Annotated in this window: 15 protein-coding genes; 8 read left to right on the plus strand and 7 right to left on the minus strand. The window is 60.3% G+C overall.

The window, feature by feature from the left end; all coding sequences use genetic code 11:
* Positions 1 to 50: 50 nt before the first annotated feature.
* Positions 51 to 935 carry a polyphosphate kinase 2 family protein gene (locus U1A53_RS23180; RefSeq protein ID WP_322284247.1) on the minus strand — a complete coding sequence of 295 codons (885 nt, stop codon included), beginning with the start codon at positions 933 to 935 and terminating at the stop codon, positions 51 to 53.
* A gap of 35 nt (positions 936 to 970) precedes the next feature.
* Here U1A53_RS23180 and U1A53_RS23185 point away from each other — a divergent pair, with 35 nt between their 5' ends.
* From U1A53_RS23185 to U1A53_RS23195, 3 genes are all read left to right on the plus strand, one after another.
* Positions 971 to 2,515: a hypothetical protein gene (locus tag U1A53_RS23185; protein WP_322284248.1), complete on the plus strand. Its 1,545-nt coding sequence runs from the start codon at positions 971 to 973 to the stop codon at positions 2,513 to 2,515.
* Between the two features lie 80 nt (positions 2,516 to 2,595).
* Entirely contained in the window at positions 2,596 to 5,613 is a 3,018-nt protein-coding gene (locus tag U1A53_RS23190; protein WP_322284249.1) for a PVC-type heme-binding CxxCH protein, read from the plus strand.
* 181 nt (positions 5,614 to 5,794) lie between these two features.
* Entirely contained in the window at positions 5,795 to 8,200 is a 2,406-nt protein-coding gene (locus U1A53_RS23195; protein WP_322284250.1) for a heavy metal translocating P-type ATPase metal-binding domain-containing protein, read from the plus strand.
* A gap of 69 nt (positions 8,201 to 8,269) precedes the next feature.
* Here the strand turns inward: U1A53_RS23195 and rpsU are convergent, their stop codons facing one another.
* The 3 genes from rpsU to U1A53_RS23210 all read right to left on the minus strand — a co-directional run bounded on the left by rpsU (position 8,270) and on the right by U1A53_RS23210 (position 10,508).
* Positions 8,270 to 8,503, minus strand: a complete 234-nt coding sequence (gene rpsU, locus U1A53_RS23200) for a 30S ribosomal protein S21 (RefSeq protein ID WP_322284251.1) — start codon at positions 8,501 to 8,503, stop codon at positions 8,270 to 8,272.
* A gap of 88 nt (positions 8,504 to 8,591) precedes the next feature.
* Positions 8,592 to 9,863 carry an adenylosuccinate synthase gene (locus tag U1A53_RS23205; protein WP_322284252.1) on the minus strand — a complete coding sequence of 424 codons (1,272 nt, stop codon included), beginning with the start codon at positions 9,861 to 9,863 and terminating at the stop codon, positions 8,592 to 8,594.
* 144 nt (positions 9,864 to 10,007) lie between these two features.
* A complete protein-coding gene (locus U1A53_RS23210) occupies positions 10,008 to 10,508 on the minus strand; it encodes an FHA domain-containing protein (protein ID WP_322284253.1) in 501 nt (166 codons plus the stop codon).
* 116 nt (positions 10,509 to 10,624) lie between these two features.
* On the opposite strand from U1A53_RS23210, the gene U1A53_RS23215 reads away from it, so the two are divergent.
* From U1A53_RS23215 to U1A53_RS23225, 3 genes are read left to right on the plus strand one after another with little or no spacing between them, the layout of a single operon-like run.
* The gene (locus U1A53_RS23215; RefSeq protein ID WP_322284254.1) at positions 10,625 to 11,071 is read left to right on the plus strand and encodes a hypothetical protein; all 447 of its coding nucleotides are present in this window, start codon (positions 10,625 to 10,627) and stop codon (positions 11,069 to 11,071) included.
* A gap of 58 nt (positions 11,072 to 11,129) precedes the next feature.
* On the plus strand, positions 11,130 to 12,341 hold the full coding sequence (locus U1A53_RS23220) for a DUF5009 domain-containing protein (RefSeq protein ID WP_322284255.1): 1,212 nt from the start codon (positions 11,130 to 11,132) through the stop codon (positions 12,339 to 12,341).
* Positions 12,338 to 12,811: a hypothetical protein gene (locus U1A53_RS23225; RefSeq protein WP_322284256.1), complete on the plus strand. Its 474-nt coding sequence runs from the start codon at positions 12,338 to 12,340 to the stop codon at positions 12,809 to 12,811. Before U1A53_RS23220 ends, U1A53_RS23225 begins: the two co-directional genes overlap by 4 nt.
* Here the strand turns inward: U1A53_RS23225 and U1A53_RS23230 are convergent.
* A complete protein-coding gene (locus tag U1A53_RS23230) occupies positions 12,750 to 14,021 on the minus strand; it encodes an NAD(P)/FAD-dependent oxidoreductase (protein WP_322284257.1) in 1,272 nt (423 codons plus the stop codon). The two genes, U1A53_RS23225 and U1A53_RS23230, sit on opposite strands and share 62 nt — an antisense overlap.
* Before the next feature lie 74 nt (positions 14,022 to 14,095).
* Here U1A53_RS23230 and rfbD point away from each other — a divergent pair, with 74 nt between their 5' ends.
* Positions 14,096 to 14,980: a dTDP-4-dehydrorhamnose reductase gene (gene rfbD, locus U1A53_RS23235; RefSeq protein WP_322284258.1), complete on the plus strand. Its 885-nt coding sequence runs from the start codon at positions 14,096 to 14,098 to the stop codon at positions 14,978 to 14,980.
* Positions 14,977 to 15,717, plus strand: a complete 741-nt coding sequence (locus tag U1A53_RS23240) for an RluA family pseudouridine synthase (protein WP_322284259.1) — start codon at positions 14,977 to 14,979, stop codon at positions 15,715 to 15,717. Before rfbD ends, U1A53_RS23240 begins: the two co-directional genes overlap by 4 nt.
* Here the strand turns inward: U1A53_RS23240 and cimA are convergent.
* Both cimA and U1A53_RS23250 read right to left on the minus strand, forming a co-directional pair.
* Positions 15,714 to 17,279, minus strand: a complete 1,566-nt coding sequence (gene cimA / locus U1A53_RS23245) for a citramalate synthase (RefSeq protein WP_322284261.1) — start codon at positions 17,277 to 17,279, stop codon at positions 15,714 to 15,716. The two genes, U1A53_RS23240 and cimA, sit on opposite strands and share 4 nt — an antisense overlap.
* A gap of 302 nt (positions 17,280 to 17,581) precedes the next feature.
* Positions 17,582 to 18,106: a hypothetical protein gene (locus U1A53_RS23250; RefSeq protein ID WP_322284262.1), complete on the minus strand. Its 525-nt coding sequence runs from the start codon at positions 18,104 to 18,106 to the stop codon at positions 17,582 to 17,584.
* Between the last annotated feature and the right edge of the window lie 4 nt (positions 18,107 to 18,110).

Here is an 18,110-nt window from a genome sequence, read left to right on the forward strand (position 1 = left end):
GGACATTCTTGTCCGTGTCCGAATCACGGGCTGGAAGCCCGTGCTACGCTTCACTCTGACAGCAGCAGCCGTTTCGCCGCCTGGAGATGCTTCTTCTGCTCCTCCGGCAGCTCGGGATACTTCAGTTTCATCGTCTGCATCTCGGCCAGAATCGCCGCGCTGACGATGAGGCGCATGTTTTTCTTGTCGTCGGCGGGCACGACATACCAGGGGCATTCGTCGGTGGCGGTGGTGCGGATGGCGTCCTCGTAGGCCACCATGTAGTCCTTCCAGTGGGAACGTTCCTTCACGTCGCCCTCCTCGAACTTCCAGTTCTTGCTGGGCGTGTCGATGCGGGCCAGAAAACGCTTCTTCTGCTCCTCCTTCGACACATGCAGAAAAAACTTCACGATGCGGATGCCATTGCGGTGACAGTAGCTTTCCAGATTGCCGATGTCTTTGAGCCGGTCGGCGAAAAGTTTCTTCAAGCTCTTGGTCGTCGCGCCTGGCAGGCGTTGAATCTTGGTCACAATCTCGGGATGAATGCGGCAGACGAGCACCTCCTCGTAGTAGCTGCGGTTGAAGATGCCGATGCGCCCGCGTGGCGGCAGCACGCGGGTGGTGCGCCAGAGGAAGTCATGATCGAGCTCGTCATCCGTGGGCCGTTTGAAGGCATGCACCTCCACGCCCTGTGTGTTCACCCCGCTCATCACATGCTTGATCGTGCTGTCCTTCCCGGCGGCGTCCATGGCCTGAAACACCAGCAGCAAGCCCTGCCGGTTCTGCGCATACATCTTCTGCTGCAAGTCGTCGATCTCCATGCGGAACTCGGCGATGAGTGATTCGTAGTGCGCGTCATCACGGTACACATCCTTCACCTTGGTCCGCGCCTTCTTGATGCGAAACGGTCTGCCATCGGGCACGCGGAAGTCTTCGAGATCGAGCTTGAGTTTCATGAGAGTGAGATCGGAGCTCCTCAGGCATAACAGCAATGCCGCGTCATGAACAGAACGAACTGCAAGAAGGCGGCCACGCCGCGAGTTTTGTCGCCTTCATGCTCAGCCGTCTCCTCGCAATCACTTTCCTTCTCGCCAGCAGCGCCATGGCGCAGGTGAGCGGTGATGTTTCGGACCTGAAGGCGGGGCTGGTGGCGAAGTGGGATGAGGTGATGCCATTGGACACGGAAAAGATTTTGAGACTGCCTGCGGATGCTGAGGGAATGAAGCTGGAGGACTTCTCCGTGGCGTTTGTGTTCCAAGTCGAAAAGCAGCCAGACATCGAACACGGCAGTCACATTATGGCCATGGCCAACGAATCTCAGAACGGACTGCTGGACTGGCATCTTGGTCCGAAGGGCTTTTCCATCACGCTCGAAGGCCGGGGATTGGGGCATCCTGTTTCCGTCTCATCGCCGATGGAAGGCCGGTGGTGGCATGTGGTGCTCAATGTGAAAAGAGACGCCAGACAGGCGCTTTCTGGCATTTGGGTAAACGGTGTCGAGATGAGTTCTTGGCGTGAAGCCCTTGTTCCCATCGTGCTCGCCAAAGCCTTGTTTGATCCGTCCAGTCGAGGACTGGGCGGCCAGATCGCCAACCTGCGGCTCTACAATCGCGCTTTGACCCGCCCGGAAATCCTCGAACTCGCTTCCATGCCGCCGATGGCGGGTTTGAAGCCGAAACTGGAGCCTTATGCAGGTTCGATGAAGCTGATGACGGAAGAAGTCATCGCCGTGCTCGGTGGCACGGAGGCTGTGGCGATGATGGAAGACGGGACGATGGAGGCGATGCTGATGACACAGTTTCCCGGCAGCCGCGTGAAAGTGCGGAATCTGGCATGGGAAGCGGACACGGTGTTCCGCATGGATCGTCCGATGAACTTCGGCGGCTTGAAGCAGCAGATTCAGCGAGCGCAGACGACTTCCGTGATGCTGATGTTCGGACGACAGGAGTGTTTAGAACGTGGCGAGGCCGGTTTGGCGGAGTTTCGGGCTGCGCTGGAAAAAATCGTGGCCGTTTGCGCGGAGGTGACACCTCGATTGGTGTTGGTGGAGCCGCTGGCGTTTGAAGGTGAGCTGACCAAGCACAACGCGACGCTGAAGAGGTATGCGGGGGTCATGGCTGAGATCGCGAAGCAGCATGCGGCCTTGTTCGCGGCTCAAGATGCTGATTTGAAACCGGGATCGACACGAGATGGCCTGAATCTGACTTCCACTGGAGCGGCACAGCTTGGTATGAGTGTGGCGGCGTTGTGGAATGGCGATTCAAAATCGCCACCCCGGGGCGGCGATTTGCAAACGCCGGATGCGCGCTTGAAGGCGCTGATCGGCGAGAAGAACACGCTTTGGCATCGCTACTGGCGTCCGGCGAACTGGGCATTCCTGCATGGGGATCGCACGGCGCAGCCGAGCAGCCGGGATCACACCGATCCGACGCAGCGCTGGTTTCCGGGTGAAGTGGAGCAATTCAAACCGCTGATCGAAGCGAAGGAGAACGAGATATGGAAACTGGCGAACGATCTGGGAGGCAAGCTGCCGTGAAGTTCATGAAGGGAGCGCGGGCACTCCTGTCCGCTTTTGGAAGCGTTATGTGGCGGGCAGGAGTGCCCGCGCTCCTCTCGATGAGCATCGCGTTCGCCCAGCAAGCGAAGAAGAAAGGCATCTCCGTCGGCGAACCACCGGCGGATCATTCGCCGGAGGCGGAGCTAAAATCGTTCAAGGTGCTCGATGGCTTCGAGGTGAACCTGTTTGCGAGCGAGGCGGACGGAATTCCGAATCCGATCGCGATCCGTTGGGATGAACGCGGGCGCTTGTGGGTGTTGCAGACGAGTGACTATCCGCAGGCGAAGCCGGGGACAGTGTCGGATGACAAGATCATCATTCTGGAGGATACGAATCACGATGGTCGCGCCGACAAGAGCACAGTCTTCACCGGTGGACTGAGTCAGCCGATGGGCATGGAGCTCGCGCCGCGTGATGCGGGGGTGAAATCGCCCAACGGGCACTCGGTGTATGTGGGCGAGGGCGAGAAGCTGTGGCTGATGCACGATGACGATGGCGATGATCGCGTGGACCGGCGTGAGGTGGTGTTCAGCGGCTTCGGCACGGGGGATACACATCAGTGCCTGAACAGCTTCATCTGGGCGCCGGATGGGGCGCTGGTGATGCATCAGGGGCTGCACTGCTACTCGCGCGTGACAACGGTGCATGGCACGAAGACGCTCTACGGCGCGGGCTTCTGGCACTACTACCCGAAGAGCGGTCGGCTGAATCCGTATCCAACCGGCATGCCGGCGAATGCCTGGGGCACGGCCTTCACGAAATGGGGCCAGCCAATCATGGTGGCGGGCGCGGCAGGCATGTTTTGGGCGCGGCCGATGGAGGTGAGCACGTCGCTGGAGGAAGACTCGCATGTTTCCAATCGCCACGGCATCCCCCATTTCCTGCTGGAGCGCTTTCAACTGCCCTACAGCGGCCAGATCATCAAGACGGACGGCCTGCGGAAGTTCTGCGGCGTAGACATCGTGGGGAACACGCACTGGCCGGAGTCGATGCAGGAGGAAGTCATCAGCGGCGGGTTCTTTGAGAACGCGGTGTATCGCCACAAGCTCATACCGCACAGCGAATTCCCCAGCGGCATGGAGGCGGTGGAGCAGCCCGCGCTCATCACCAGCGACAACGTGGCCTTCCGGCCGATTGACGTGCGCTTCGGCCCGGAAGGCGCGCTCTACATCGCCGACTGGTATGATCCGATCATCGGCCACTATCAGGCGAGTTTCCGGCATCCGAACCGGGATGCGAAGCATGGACGGATTTGGCGCGTGGTGGCGAAGGGGAGAGCCAGTTCTCAGTTCTCAGTTCTCGGTTCGCAGTTGAGCAATGCGGAACTGCTGAAGACGTTGGAACGGGGTGATCGCTGGCATCAGTATCAAGCGCAGCGGGAGTTGGCGGGGCGGTCGGGTACTGAGGTTGTGAAGGAGCGGGCGGTTGTATCGGAATCCGACCTGTTTGGGGAGCAAGGCACACTTGGATACGACCACACCCGGGTTGCATGGCAGATGCACATGATTCATGAACAGCCCAATGAGCAATTGCGAATAGGTTTGCATTCCGACGATCCCTGGCGGCGCGTGCTGGCGGCCCGTTGTCTGGGACAATGGTATCCTGTCGATGATGGCGACTACAATCTCAGGAGGCTTGTTTTGGATGATGTAGCCATTGTTCGTCTCGAAGCCGTTGTTGCCGCTGCGAAAATCGATTCACCCACAGCCATTAAAACAGCTTTGGAAGTTCTGGACAAGCCGATGGACAGTTTCATTGAGCGGGCGTTGTGGCTGGCGGTGCATGCGACGGCACCGCAGTGGAAGAGGCCGCCGTTCGAGATTTTGAACTCGCTGCCGCCGAAGCATCTGGCGTTTTTGGTGGAGAAGGAGGGCAGCGCGGAGTTGCTGGGCGTGGTGCGCACGATGCTGGCGCAGAAGGGCGAGACGATGCCGCCCGAGACGCGGCGTGGGCTGGTGGTGGCGCTGGTGCGCAAGGGTGAGCCGAATGACATGCTGATGGCGCTGAAGCTGGGCGTGAAAGATCAGGCGGTGCTGGAGGATTTGGCGGCTGCGGCTGCGCAACGTGACCTCAAGACGCCGGAAGGGGCGGAAGCGGTGCTGCTGGGGATTTTGAAGGACGGGAACGAGGCGCAAAAGGTGGCGGCGTGCGCGCTGGCGGGCGCTTGGCGGCTTAGGAGCGCGGATGCCCTCATCCGCGAGCTTTTGAAGGCGGGTGAGGGCACCCGCGCTCCGGCTTTGATGGCGCTCTCACGATTGGGTGAGCCGGTGGAGACGTTTGAAGGCTTCGTAAAGGACGCAAAGCAATCGTGGCCGGTGCGCACAGCGGCTTTGACGGTGCTGGCGGAGAAAAAGCCGGTGGTAGCAGGTCAATTGGCGGCAGAGACGATTTCGAGCATCACAGACGCGGAAGCGATGCGGGCGTGGCTGGCATCGTTGTTGTCGCGTGAGGCCTCCCTTGCGGCCTTGGCGAAGGCCTTGGATACCAAGCCGTGCTCCTCTGAAGCGGCGAAGCTGGCGATGACCGTGCTGACAGCGGCAGGCCGTGGCGATGCGGTGCTGACGACGGCGTTCGGGAAGATTTTGGGCGTGAAGAATGTGGTGCCGGCTTATGACGCGACCTGGGTGATCGCTTTGGCGGCGGAAGTGAAGGCCAATGGTGATGCGGTGAAGGGAAAGGCCGTTTTCCATGCGCCGCTGTCGGGCTGCGTCGCGTGTCACAAGATCGGCGGCCAGGGCGGCATCGTGGGGCCGGAACTGGACGCGGTAGGACGTGGCGTGCCGGTGGAACTCTTGATCGAGGCCGTGGTGTGGCCGAATCGACAAATCAAGGAGGGCTATGTGGCGACAACGTTGACGCTGAAGGACGGTCGCAAGCTGCAAGGCTACAAGGTGAGCGAGGCGGGCGGGGAACTGCAGTTGCGGGAGCTGGCGAGCGGCCAGACGAGCCGGTTCACGGCGGCGCAAATCGCGGAGAAGCAGGAGGCGGGATCGCTGATGCCGGAGGGGCTGATCATGAACATGACGCGGGAGGAGTTGCGGGATTTGGTGGCGTATTTGGGTGCGTTGGGAAGATGAGGAACGGCGGGCCGGTCAAGGGATGGTCAAGAGGTCAAGGAGTGGTCAAGAAGGGGGCTGGCACGACACTTGACCACGTCTTGACAGGCGAAGCCTTGACCTGTTTCGCGCACAAGACACGCACTCTCAATGCCAAGCGCTGACGAGAGCCTAACGCCTTCCTGTGGATAGTGCAGGTGTGATGAACGCGCCTCACACTCAAGTTAACTGCACCCATTGTGGCTCGCCGGTTCCGGCGGGCCGTGACGATGGGTTTTGCTGCGCTGGATGCAGCTATGTCCACGATCTTTTGCATCAGGAGGGCTTGGATCACTTCTATGACCTCAAAGGCAACGCCGCGCTGCCGCCCGTGGCACCGCAGGCATTGCGGGAGCGGGATTATGAATGGTTGGAGCTGTTGCAGGCTGAGGCGGATGTGACTGGCGAAGAGGAGGCGGTGGAACTGCGGCTGGCGGTGCAGGGGCTGTCGTGCGTGGGCTGCGTGTGGCTGATCGAGCGGCTGTTTGCGCGGCATGCGGGCGCGTTGCGGGTGAATGTGGACGTGGTGCATGGCGAGGTGCGGCTGACGTGGCAGCGCGGGCAGTTTGATGCCGTGGCGGTGGCGCGTGATCTGCAAAGTTTTGGCTATCTACTCGGTCCGCCGCGTCAGGGTGGCGAGAAAAAGGAATCCTCCGGCCTGGAGCGGCGCATGGGCGTGTGCGGTGCCTTTGCGATGAATGCGATGGCGTTTTCGCTGCCGGCGTATTTCGGCATGCCGCGTGATTTTGCCTTCGCGCATTGGTTTGATCTGATCGCGGCATTCTCCGCGACGCTGGCGATGGCGGTGGGCGGCAGTTACTTCATCGAGCGCTCGTGGCGCAGTTTGCGTGCAGGCGTGCTGCACATCGACACGCCAATCGCGCTGGGCGTGTCGGCGGCGTATGTGGGATCGATGGGCGGCTGGATCGCTGGAGTGGAGGGACTGAAGTATTTTGATTTCGTGGCGATCTTCATCTTCCTGATGCTGACGGGCCGCTGGGCGCAGCAGGCGGCGGTGGATCGCAATCGCAGGCGCTTGATGCGTGACACGTCGATCCCGGACGCGGTGAGCGTGATCAACGAAACCGGCATGGAAGAGATGCAGCCCGTGGCGGCCTTGAAGACAGGCGTGCAGTTTGTGGTGAAGCCGGGACAAACCGTGCCGGTGGCGGCCAAGCTGGTCAGTGAGAGCGCTTCGGTGAGCCTGGAATGGATCAATGGCGAAAGCGAGGCGCAGTCGCGTGAAGAGGGGCAGTTGCTGCCTTCGGGCGCGTTGAACATCGGCACGCAGGCTCTCACCGTCGAGGCAGTGGAAACGTGGGAGGATTCGACCTTGCGCCGTCTGCTGGATGCGCGACGTGAGGCGGAGTTTCGCGATGTGCGGCTGGAGAAACTGCTGCGGGTGTATCTGGCCGTTGTGGTGATCGTCGGCATCGCGGGAGCGATTTGGTGGTGGAGCCATGGCTCTGGCATTGTGCAGGCCTTGCAGGTGATGATTTCGATCTTCGTGGTGTCGTGTCCGTGCGCGCTGGGTGTGGCGGTGCCGCTGGCGGAAGAGATGGCGGCGTCACGCGCGGAGAAACTGGGCGTGTTTGTGCGCACGCTGGGCCTGTGGAAGCGGCTGATGCGCATGAAGCGCGTGGTGTTTGATAAAACGGGCACGCTAACGCTGGAGAATCCCGTTTTGGAGAATCCCGAGGTGCTGCGAGCGCTGGATGCGGAATCCCGCACGGCGTTGCGTCATCTGGTGACGGGGAATCTGCATCCGGTGAGCCGCAGCTTGTATGACGCGGTGGCGTTTGAGGGCGATTCGCATGCGCTGGATGACTGCACGGTGAAGGAAACCGTGGGGCATGGGTTGGCCTTCCATGATACGAGCGGTCGCGAATGGCGCTTGGGCAGGCCGGAGGCGGCCATCGCTGGTGATGCGGTGCTGACGCGGGATAGTCTGGTGCTGGCGGCGTTTCGTTTCCGCGATGAACTGCGCGCTGAATCGTTGCAGGAAGTGAGGCATCTACGGGAGCGTCAAATCGAGGTCTGCGTGCTCAGCGGAGATCGTGCGCCGAAGGTGGCGGACATCGCACGAAAGCTGGAACTGCCTGAATCTTGCTGGCGGGCTGCATTGACGCCGGAAGCGAAGGCCGAGTGGCTGAGGGAACGAAATCGCGATGACACGCTGTATGTCGGCGATGGCGCGAATGACAGCCTGGCCTTTGACGAGGCGCTGTGCGCGGGCAGCCCGGTTACGGGGCGCAGTTTCCTGGAGCAGAAGGCGGATTTCTTCTTCCTGGGCCACAGTCTGCGTTTTGTGAGCGGCCTCATGCATGTGGCGAAGCTGCACCGCAGAGCAACGCGGCGTGTGTTCGCATTTTCGGTGACTTACAACCTCGTCACAGCAGTGGCAGGGCTGATGGGGCACCTGAGTCCGCTTGCGGCGGCGATTTTGATGCCGCTGAGCTCGCTCTGCACGCTGTCGCTGGTGGCGTTTACTTTTCGTGGGGCGTCACGTAAGGTGGCGAAGACAGACCACACTCTGGCGAGTGTGGCTACGATGCCGGTGCATGCTTGAGGCACGCGGGCACAAAAAAGGGCGGGGATGAACCCGCCCTTTTTGAAACTGACTTTTCCCAGTGCCGGATTAAGCGGCAGACGTTGTCTCAGGAGAGCCGGGGGCCTTGGGGAGGGTGAAACGATAGCGAATCTTACCACGCTTGGCGGAGGCACGGGCTTTGCGCTTGGTGCGCTCTTTCGGCGTTTCGTGGGCACGCAGGCGGCGGACTTCTTCAAGGATGCCTTCCATTTCGAGGCGGGTCTTGAGACGCTTGAGAGCGCGGTCAACGGGTTCGCCTTTGCGGATCTGAATTTCGGTCATAAATCGGGTCTGGGATGGTTTGGGAAAAGGGCAGAAAGAGTAGGGGCAGGACGGCTTCCGTCAAATGGAATGTAGGGGGCGTTCTTGGCTATGCCACAAGGGTCTGTTCACGGTCGGGGCCGACGCCGAGGAGGCTGACGCGGGCTCCGGTGAGTTCTTCGAGGCGCTTGAGGTAGTCTTTGGCCAACTGGGGCAGATCGGCGAACTTTTTGATGCCGCTGAGGTCCTGCTTCCAGCCCTGGTGGGTTTCATAGATCGGGACGCAAGCGGCGAGATCGGCAGCGGTGCTCGGCGGGTAATGAATGGTTTTGCCACGCAGGGTGTAGGCGGTGCAGATTTGGATGGTTTCGAGGCCGTCGAGGCCGTCGAGGTTGGTGATGGCGAGTTCGTCAGCGCCGTTGATCATGACGGCATAGCGGACGAGGACGGCATCGAGCCAGCCGCAGCGGCGGGCGCGGCCGGTGGTGGCACCGAATTCGCGGCCCATGTTGTGGAGCATGTCGCCGATGGCCTCGTTTTCAGTGACGAAGGGACCGCTGCCGACGCGGGTGGTGTAGGCTTTGCCGACGGCGACGACTTTGTCGATCATGCGCGGCGGGACGCCGGAACCGGTGCAGGCTCCGCCTGAGGTGGTGTTCGACGAGGTGACGAAGGGGTAGGTGCCGTGGTCGATGTCGAGGTAGGTGCCCTGAGCGCCTTCAAAGAGGAGGTTTTTGCCGGCTTTGATGGCCTCATGCAGATACACCGTGGTGTTGGTGATGTGCGGGGCGAGCGTCTTGGCTGCTTCGAGGATCATTTTGACGGTTTCTTCGACGGGGACGATTTCTACGCCAAGCGCTTCGAAAGTGGCGTTGTGGCGGGCAAGGCGTTCGCGGAGTTCTTCTTCGAGGATCTCGGGCTGGGTCATCAAAATGGTACGGATGCCGTCGCGCTCGACCTTGTCAGCATAAGCGGGGCCGATACCGCGACCGGTGGTACCGATCTTCTTGTCGCCGCGCTGAAGCTCGCGGGCCTTGTCGAGTCCGCGGTGGTAGGGCATGACGAGGTGGGCGGTTTCGCTGATGAGAAGGTTTTCCGGCGTGATGGTGACGCCCTGACCGCGCAGTTTGGCCATTTCTTCGAGCAGGCCGATGGGGTCCATGACGACACCGTTGCCGATGACGCAGACTTTGTCCTTCCAGAGGATACCGGAGGGAATGAGGTGCAGGATGTATTTCTGGCCGCCACTGATGACGGTGTGGCCGGCGTTGTTGCCGCCTGCGGCACGTACGACGACGTCGGTGCCCTCGGTGAGGTAATCGACGATTTTTCCTTTTCCTTCATCGCCCCACTGGGCGCCGACAATGATCGTGTTAGACATGGGATTTCTCTTTTCTTCGGGTGGCGGACTCAGAAGGCCGCAAGGGTTGGTTTCATGACGCGCAAGCCGTGCCATCGCGGCCGGTGGGACCGCAGGAATGCCCCAAACCGGGAGCGTGGCCGCGAACGCGTGCGTTGTGCTGGCTTAGGAGGCTCCCATTTGCATGGCAAAATAGACGGCCGCTCCACAGGCCAGGAGGCCGACGAAGCCGAGCAATGTGAGCAGACCTCCGCCAGAATTTTTTTCCTTCACCTTGGGGCCGAAACCTCGGCGCAGTTTGCTGCTGTAGGGATGGCTGCCATAGCCACTGGACGGTGTGGAGACCGTCATGGTCGGCGCGGCATAAGCGGCTTCTTCGCCATCGCCGACGAAGACGCAGTTCACATTGCCGAGTTGAAAGGCGGCTCCAGAGGTGAGATCGACGCTTTCGACACGGGCTCCACCGACTTTGGTGCCGTTGGTGGAGCCGAGGTCGGTCAGCGTCCAGGAACTGCCGTCGAAGGCGACTTCACCGTGATGGCTGGACACCGAATCATCAGAGATGATGAGCTGGTTATCATCGGCGCGACCGAGGGACATGCGTTCGGCGTCGAGATCGAGAGCGCCGGAGGCACCATCAGGAGTGGTGAATTGGATGCGAGGCATAGCGCCGAAGTTCTAGCAGGCCGGGGCAGGGGAGGCAAGGGGGAGTTCGCGGCGGCTGCGGGCTTGCGCGGACCGGGGTTCTCGCTAGGGAGGCAGGAAACCATCCCCGCACCTCTGTGACCCAAATCTTTGAAATTCTCGGCAAGTTCGACACCGAAAGCGACTGCCACAAGCTGCTCTACGCCCCACACCCGCTGCCGCTGAAGTATCGGGAAGGGCGTGTGTACAAGATCGAGTTCGAGGGCGATGAGGCGGCGCTGAAGGCCTTTGTGGAGAAAGTTTTGATCGATTCCATCAGCCAGGAGGCCCGCATGGGCGGCCAGCCAGCCTTTGAAAAAGCCTCCTTCGTCCTCGAATACGGGATGAAAGGTGCCGCACTCGATCTCGAAAAGGAAACGATCCTCAATTACTATCGCAGCACGCCGAATCCGGGCTTTGAGATCAAAAAACTCACCCTGCGCACCCGCATCTACGTCTTTGGCGAGGGGGCCGAACCCGCGCAGTTTGTACGCGACATCGTGAACCCGGCAATTCACACGCACGAAGTGCTCAAGGCTGCTTAATCAATACCTGTCGGGCTTGCGATAGCAGGTGCTGGTAAATGGCGTTCTGGTTCACGCCATGAACCCGACCACCACCAACCGTCTTCTTTCCCTCGATGCGTTTCGAGGTTTCATCATGCTGCTGATGGCCTCCTCAGGCTTTGGCATTGTGCAGATGGCGGCGGCGAATCCGGGGTCAGTTTGGGAGTTCATCAAGCCGCAGTTTGAGCATCAGGCCTGGCAGGGCTGCTCGCTGTGGGATCTGATTCAGCCGAGCTTCATGTTCATGGTCGGCGTGGCGGTGCCGTTCTCGTATGCGAAGCGGCGTGAGCACGGCCAGTCGTTCTTTGGCATGGCCTGGCACGCGCTGTCACGCTCGATCCTGCTGGTTGCGCTGGGTGTGATGCTGGCCACACGCGCGAGTGACACGCACACGGTGTTCATGTTTGCCAACGTGCTCGCGCAGATCGGCCTGGGTTACTTTTTCCTGTTTCTGCTCTCGCGCATGGGCTGGGAATACATGATGGCGGGGATCATTCTGATCCTGGCGGGTTATTCGTGGTTCTTCATCCAGCATCCGCTGCCGTCAGCGCAGGATCTCGCCTCGATTGCGGGCATGAAGGGCACGGAGAATGCGATTCTGCAGGGCTTCTCCGGTCATTGGAACATCCACACGAATGCTGCCGCCGCGTTCGACCGCTGGTTTTTGAATCAACTGCCGCAGGCGCAGCCGTTTCAATACAATCTTGGGGGCTATCAGACGCTGAACTTTATTCCAGCACTCGCCACGATGCTCGGCGGTGCGTTGACGGGTCATTTTCTCATGCGCAGCCAGCACACGGACAAACGCAAGTGTGCCACGCTATTCATTACGGGCATCGTGCTGGTGCTGGTGGGGACAGCGCTCGATTTGAAGGTGCTGCCGGTTGTTGGGGCCAAGTTTGATCACCTCACGGTGCTGCCGGTGGTGAAACGCATCTGGACGCCTTCATGGGCCATCCTCAGCGGTGGTTGGGTGCTCATCCTGCTTTCGATCTTTCACTGGCTGGTCGAGATCATCGGCATGCGTCGGCTGGTGTTTCCGCTGGTGGTCGTCGGCATGAACAGCATCACGATTTATCTGCTGAACAGCCTGTGCGGCGGATGGATTCGGGACAATCTGCACAAGCATCTGCCAGACGCCGCCTTCCCGGCTTATTGGACGCCTGTGATCGAACGTTGCGGTGTTCTGTTTGTCCTTTGGCTTGTCTGTTTTTGGCTGTATCGGCAAAAAGCCTTCCTCAAGCTGTGATCCCACGTTTTTTTCTTCTCGCCTTCATCGCCACTCTCGCCGCCTGCCAGAGCAAACCGGCCGCCACCACGTCCGCCCGCGATCTGAAGGAAGAGGAGCGGCTGCACAAGGCCGGACTCATCTTGCTTCCCGATTTGCAGCACGCCAGCGCATGGGAGGAGCTGATTCATGTGAAGATGAGCGTGCCGGCGCGCAAAATCGAGGTGCAGGCAGGTGCCGGATTCACCACGGTGATCATCAAGGAGCTCAAGAACCGTGCTGATGCCGAGGGAGTCGCGCAGGAATTGAGGACGGTCGCCGAGAAGAGCCCGGAGAAATTTGGTCCCACGAAGGTCGAGATTCGGCTCAACAATGCCGCGCCGACGATCAATCCCTTTGTGCTGCCCACGGAGTCGAGTCCGGCCACGGTCAACCCGGGATCGGCTCTCCCAACGCTCTCATTACCGCCTCTCCTGCCCGACGGCCGCTGAGCAGCGCTCCGTTGATCGAGACATCCTCGCACCAGTCGCCGCAGCGATACAATCCAGACTCGATCACGGCAGCAAGCGGGCCGTCACCCAATCGTAATTGCCTGGCCTCCGGCTGCGCGTGCCGGATCTGATACGTGCGCAGATGCCGCCACTTCGCGACCACGGCTTCACCAAACCAGCCCTTCATCTGCTCGCGTACGACTTGCTCCAGCTCGGTGCTCGACGGCGCACCTAGGATCGACGCAGAAATCAGGTGCTGTCCCGGCGGCGCATAATGCGGTGAGACGCGAGAGAGCACGGCGACGCTGTTCACGGGGCCGCGACCATCACCATCGAGGTGCAGGATCGGATCGCCTGGAGGCATTTCATGGGCCGCAAAGTACATGCAAGTGGTCGAACGGCTGGGCAGCAGAGTTGTGTTTTCAGCGGACGGTAGCAGGCGATGCGCCACCTCTTCGCTGACAGCGACGATGACATGATCGGCGTGCAACACCTCCCCGCTGCCAAGCGTGACCTCACCAGCACGTATGGCGGAGACGGGTGCGTTCAAACGCAGGCTGCCCGGCGGGAGAGCCATTGCCAGTTGATCGGGAATCGCCTGCATGCCGCGCGCAGGGAGCGCGCTGCCAGCACGGTCAAACATGGCGAACAAAAAGAGCAGCATGCGCGCGCTGGTGCGCAGATCCTTCTCCAGAAACACCCCGCCGAAGAAGGGGCGGAAAAATTTGTCGATCATGCCTTCGGAAAAGCCAAAAACGCGCAAGTAGTCCTCTGCTTCCATTTCAGCGATTTCACGCGGAGGTACACGGAGGCCGAAGACCTCCTTGCGCAGCAGCAGTGTCGTCCACTTGTCGCGCAGGGTGACGATCTCATCGCGGAAATTCTTCATCGCGGTCAGCGGATGGACCAACGGATCGGCCATGCGATGGAAACGATTTTTCACAAACACATCCACACCGCGGTAAAGCGGGCGCAGGTCGAGAGCCTCATAATCCAGCACATGGCGCGCCTCGGGATAAGCCGGCAGAAATATCTGGAAGCCGCGGTCGAGCAGGAAACCATCGACGGAATCGGTGCGCACCCGGCCGCCGACGGCATTGGAAGCCTCCAGAATCGTGAAGGGACGGCCTGCCGCCGCCAGTACACGTGCACACGCCAGCCCTGCAAGGCCAGCGCCGACAATCACAATCCTAGGCTCGGGAGAACTCATCCAAAAAAAATCGTGCGCCACCTTGTGCGTGCCTTTTGCCTTTGCAAGCGCGGGAGCCGTGGCAAGCATGCATCATGCCAGCACCACGTATCCTCATCCTCGGCGCCACCGGCGGCCTGGGTCGTGCGCTGAACCGGCATTTGGCCCCCGATCACGAAACGGTGCTCTGGGGACGGGCCGAATTGGATTTTGAGCGGCCTGAGGCCATTGCTGCCCAATTAAAAGCACAGCCCTTTGATGTTCTGCTCAACGTTGCCGGCATGACCAGCCCGGACGTCTGCGAAATGCAGCCCGAGAAGGCGCGGATGGCGAATGTCATTGGTCCGCAGGTGCTCGCCGAATATTGCCACGCCCTCGGCGCGCGCCTGATTCACTTCAGCACTGATTACGTCTTCAGTGGAGAGCCGCGCGATGTGTGGAAAGAGGATGACGAGACAAACCCGGTCAATGTGTATGGCCGGACGAAGCGTGAAGGGGAGCTGGCGGTGCTTCAGGCGTCACCCAATGCCCTGGTGGCACGCGTTTCGTGGCTTTTTGGTCCTGACAAGCCGAGTCATCCCGACCACATCATTCAACGTGCCTTGCAGACGGACGATCTGGCCGCCGTTGCAGACAAAGTGTCCGTGCCGACGAGCACTGTGAACATCTGTGACTGGATTGAGCGCATCATTCACGAGCATCCCGAAACCAGCGGAGTGCTGCACCTGTGCAACACCGGCAGCGCTTCCTGGCATTCGTGGGCTGAGACGGCGTTGGAGGTGGCTGCAGGACTTGGTTTGCCGGTCAAAACGACCCATGTGAAACCCATCAAGCTGGCCGACCTCACTCAACTCAAAGCACCACGACCTTTGATGACGGTGATGTGCAATGAACGGCTGCAAAATCGGCTCGGCATCGAGATTCGCCATTGGAGAGAGGCTTTGGAGGAGCACTTGGTCGAAAAACACCGCCAGAAATGAGTTCCAATCCTGCCATCACGCGCTGTGAGATTCTTCACGAAGATCGCTTCATCATCGTGGTGAACAAACCGCATGGCGTACTTTCGCATCCGAATCCCAAGGCAGCCAAACCGCAGCCTGCGGCGTTTGAGGGCAGTTATGATCATGATCGACGCTGCTTCAAAACATCTATGGGCAACGTGTGGCTGATTCACCGTCTCGATCAGGACACTTCTGGCGTTCTGCTCGGTGCGAAAGATGAAAAAACCGCCACCGCATGCCGCGAGGCGTTTGAAGCCGAGAAGGTGCGGAAAAAGTATCTCGCCTTGAGCAGCGGCGGCGGATTGAAACCTGAAGGCGTTTGGTTGGATCATCTGGTCACGACCCATGCCAAGCATCAGGTACGTACGACGGTCCGGCATGGCACACGCCCCAATGCGGAGGCCAAGTATCGTGTGATCGAAGTCAATGCGGCCAATCGCGTCGTGCTGATCGAGATCGAGCTGATCACCGGCAAGACGCATCAAATTCGCGTGCAGGCGGCCTCACGGCAGCTCCCACTGGTGGGCGATGATGTCTATGGCTCGTTCGATTTGAACCGCAAACTGCGCAAGACGATCAACGCGAAGCGCTTGTTCCTGCATGCGCATGAACTGAGCCTGAAGCATCCCGCATCAGGCCAGCCGCTGAGTGTGAAGGCACCGCTGCCTCCAGATCTGCATGCGGTGTTGGAGGCAGCGGGGATGAAAGCAGTTTAAGCCGCCTTCTTGAGCAGGAAGTACTCGATGCCATCGACGAGCGCCTTCCAGCTCGCGTCGATGATGTTGCAGCTCACGCCGACGGTGCTCCAGGTGGCGTTGCCGTTGGTGCTGGTGATGAGCACGCGTGTCTTTGCGGCTGTTCCCGTGCCGCCGTCGATGATGCGCACCTTGTAATCCGCCAGGCGCATGTGTTGCAGCGCCGGGAAGAAGGGCAGGAGGGCCTTGCGCAGCGCATTGTCGAGCGCATTCACGGGGCCGTCGCCTTCATCAACGGTGTAAACGCGCGTGCCGCCGATTTCGAGCTTGATGGTGGCCTCGCAGGTTTCAAAACCATGCGCACCCCCGTGGAAACGGTGCGTGGAGTGGTATTCGATGAGATTGAAGACCGGTGCGTGCTGGCCGGTCTGCTTGCGGATGAGCATTTCGAACGAGGCCTCGGCGGCTTCGAATTCATAGCCTTCGCTTTCGAGGCGTTTCACCTCGGAAAGGATGTTCTGAACTTCAGGGGCGCCTTTGGCGAACTTGAAGCCCATGCCCTCGGCCTTCACCAGCACGTTCGACTGGCCAGACATGTCAGAGATGGTGATGATGCGCTGGTTGCCGACAAGTGCGGGATCGATGTGCTCGTAAGTGCGGGCCAGTTTCTGCACCGCATGCACATGCAAACCGCCTTTGTGCGTGAATGCGGCCAGACCGACATATGGAGCGCGGATGTCATGCGGCACGTTGGCGAGTTCATCGACGAAATGGGCGAGTTCGCGCAGACGGGTGAGGTCGAGGCCGAGTGCGACGCCCATCTTGAGCTGGAGTGCGGGCATGATGGTGGTGAGGTTGCAGTTTCCCACGCGCTCACCGTAGCCGTTGATCGTGCCTTGAACCTGACAGGCTCCGGCGCGCACGGCAGCGAGGGCATTGGCGACACCGACTCCGCCGTCGTTGTGCGTATGAATGCCCACCGGGCGGCCGAGATGGGCGATGACCTTGCGTGTGGTGTCTTCGACGAACTCCGGCAGCGCGCCGCCATTCGTTTCGCACAGCACGATGAGGTCGGCACCTGCATCCTGGGCGGCTTTGACCGTTTTGAGCGAGTATTCGGGGTCTTCCTTGAAGCTGTCGAAGAAATGCTCGGCGTCGTAGAGCACCTCGCGGCCGTGTTTTTTCAAATAGGCCACGGTGTCGGCGATCATGGCAAGATTTTCTTCCAGACTGACCTGGAAGACCTCAGTGACATGCAGCGCCCAGGTTTTACCGACCACGGTGACGGCGGGGGTCTTCGCATCGAGCAGCATTTTGACCTGCGGATCGTCCTCGACCTTCATTTTGCCGCGACGGGTCATGCCGAAGGCGGTGATTTTCGCGGTTTTCCAGGTGCGCTTGGCGGCTTCTTCAAAGAAGGCCGCGTCCTTGGGATTGGAGCCGGGCCAGCCGCCTTCGATGTAGTGCACGCCGAATTCGTCGAGCTTTTCGGCGACACGGATTTTGTCGAGGGTGCTGAAGGAGATGCCGGTGCCCTGGGTGCCGTCACGCAGGGTGGTGTCATAGATGGTAACTGGAGACATGTGGGTATGGAAATGGAGAGGGTGAAAGGGGGTGCAATGAGAAAACAGGCCGGATGGCGGTTGCCAAAGGTTCCGGGACGCCGGATGCCAAAAGTGCCTGAAGCGCAGGCATGCAATAACGGACTCTTCCGGCAGCGTCAGGCGCGGAGGAGTCCGATGCTAATTCGGATGATTTGGCAGATGTCAGGGCGGTTTCCCATGAGCGAGGCGACGATTAACCGCTGCCCGCCCTGATGGCAAAGAGAAGTTTGAGGGGCAGACACGTGATCTGCTGCTTCTTTGCCTGTTGGAGTATTGGGAGTTTACCTGCCCAAGCCGCCATCGGCGCCATCATGGATGGCAGGGACTGCATGCTGGAGACTAGGCACCTGCCAGCCGTTGGCGGGCAGCGGAGAGACGCTCCCTTCGAGGGCGGGACGCACTTCCAAATGCTTGCGGAGCAGCATGTCTGCTAGGGTGGCCTCGTCATGTTCGGCCATGCGCGCCAAGGGCAGGTCGCTGAGATCCATCTTGAGGATGAAGGGCTTCTCATCGATCACAGGAACTGAGGTGAGAGCAGGAGAGGTCTGTCCGGCGGGGCGCGAGAGCATCCAGACACTCATGGCGCATACAGCCATGGCTGCTCCCACCATGCCCCACTTGGGAACCAAGAGATTGCCCCACCAAGTGGTAGTGCGTTCCCAGAGAAGCTCCAAAGATGACTGTTTCAGCATTTCCGCCCTCTGGCGCTGGTGAAACTGGCGGAGGAAGTCTTCGGTGAATCCCTCCCCTGGCTGTTCAAACCGCTTCAATCGAATCAACCGTTGGATGTCTTCAAACTCACTCATGGCG

This window comes from Prosthecobacter sp. (genome assembly GCF_034366625.1).
Taxonomy (GTDB): Bacteria; Verrucomicrobiota; Verrucomicrobiia; order Verrucomicrobiales; family Verrucomicrobiaceae; genus Prosthecobacter.

Coding starts and splice junctions, on each gene's coding strand:
- U1A53_RS23180 (WP_322284247.1), bottom strand. CDS start 935: ATGAAACTCAAGCTCGATCTCGAAGACTTCCGCGTGCCCGATGGCAGA.
- U1A53_RS23185 (WP_322284248.1), top strand. CDS start 971: ATGCCGCGTCATGAACAGAACGAACTGCAAGAAGGCGGCCACGCCGCG.
- U1A53_RS23190 (WP_322284249.1), top strand. CDS start 2,596: ATGAGCATCGCGTTCGCCCAGCAAGCGAAGAAGAAAGGCATCTCCGTC.
- U1A53_RS23195 (WP_322284250.1), top strand. CDS start 5,795: ATGAACGCGCCTCACACTCAAGTTAACTGCACCCATTGTGGCTCGCCG.
- rpsU (WP_322284251.1), bottom strand. CDS start 8,503: ATGACCGAAATTCAGATCCGCAAAGGCGAACCCGTTGACCGCGCTCTC.
- U1A53_RS23205 (WP_322284252.1), bottom strand. CDS start 9,863: ATGTCTAACACGATCATTGTCGGCGCCCAGTGGGGCGATGAAGGAAAA.
- U1A53_RS23210 (WP_322284253.1), bottom strand. CDS start 10,508: ATGCCTCGCATCCAATTCACCACTCCTGATGGTGCCTCCGGCGCTCTC.
- U1A53_RS23220 (WP_322284255.1), top strand. CDS start 11,130: ATGAACCCGACCACCACCAACCGTCTTCTTTCCCTCGATGCGTTTCGA.
- U1A53_RS23230 (WP_322284257.1), bottom strand. CDS start 14,021: ATGAGTTCTCCCGAGCCTAGGATTGTGATTGTCGGCGCTGGCCTTGCA.
- rfbD (WP_322284258.1), top strand. CDS start 14,096: ATGCCAGCACCACGTATCCTCATCCTCGGCGCCACCGGCGGCCTGGGT.
- U1A53_RS23240 (WP_322284259.1), top strand. CDS start 14,977: ATGAGTTCCAATCCTGCCATCACGCGCTGTGAGATTCTTCACGAAGAT.
- cimA (WP_322284261.1), bottom strand. CDS start 17,279: ATGTCTCCAGTTACCATCTATGACACCACCCTGCGTGACGGCACCCAG.
- U1A53_RS23250 (WP_322284262.1), bottom strand. CDS start 18,106: ATGAGTGAGTTTGAAGACATCCAACGGTTGATTCGATTGAAGCGGTTT.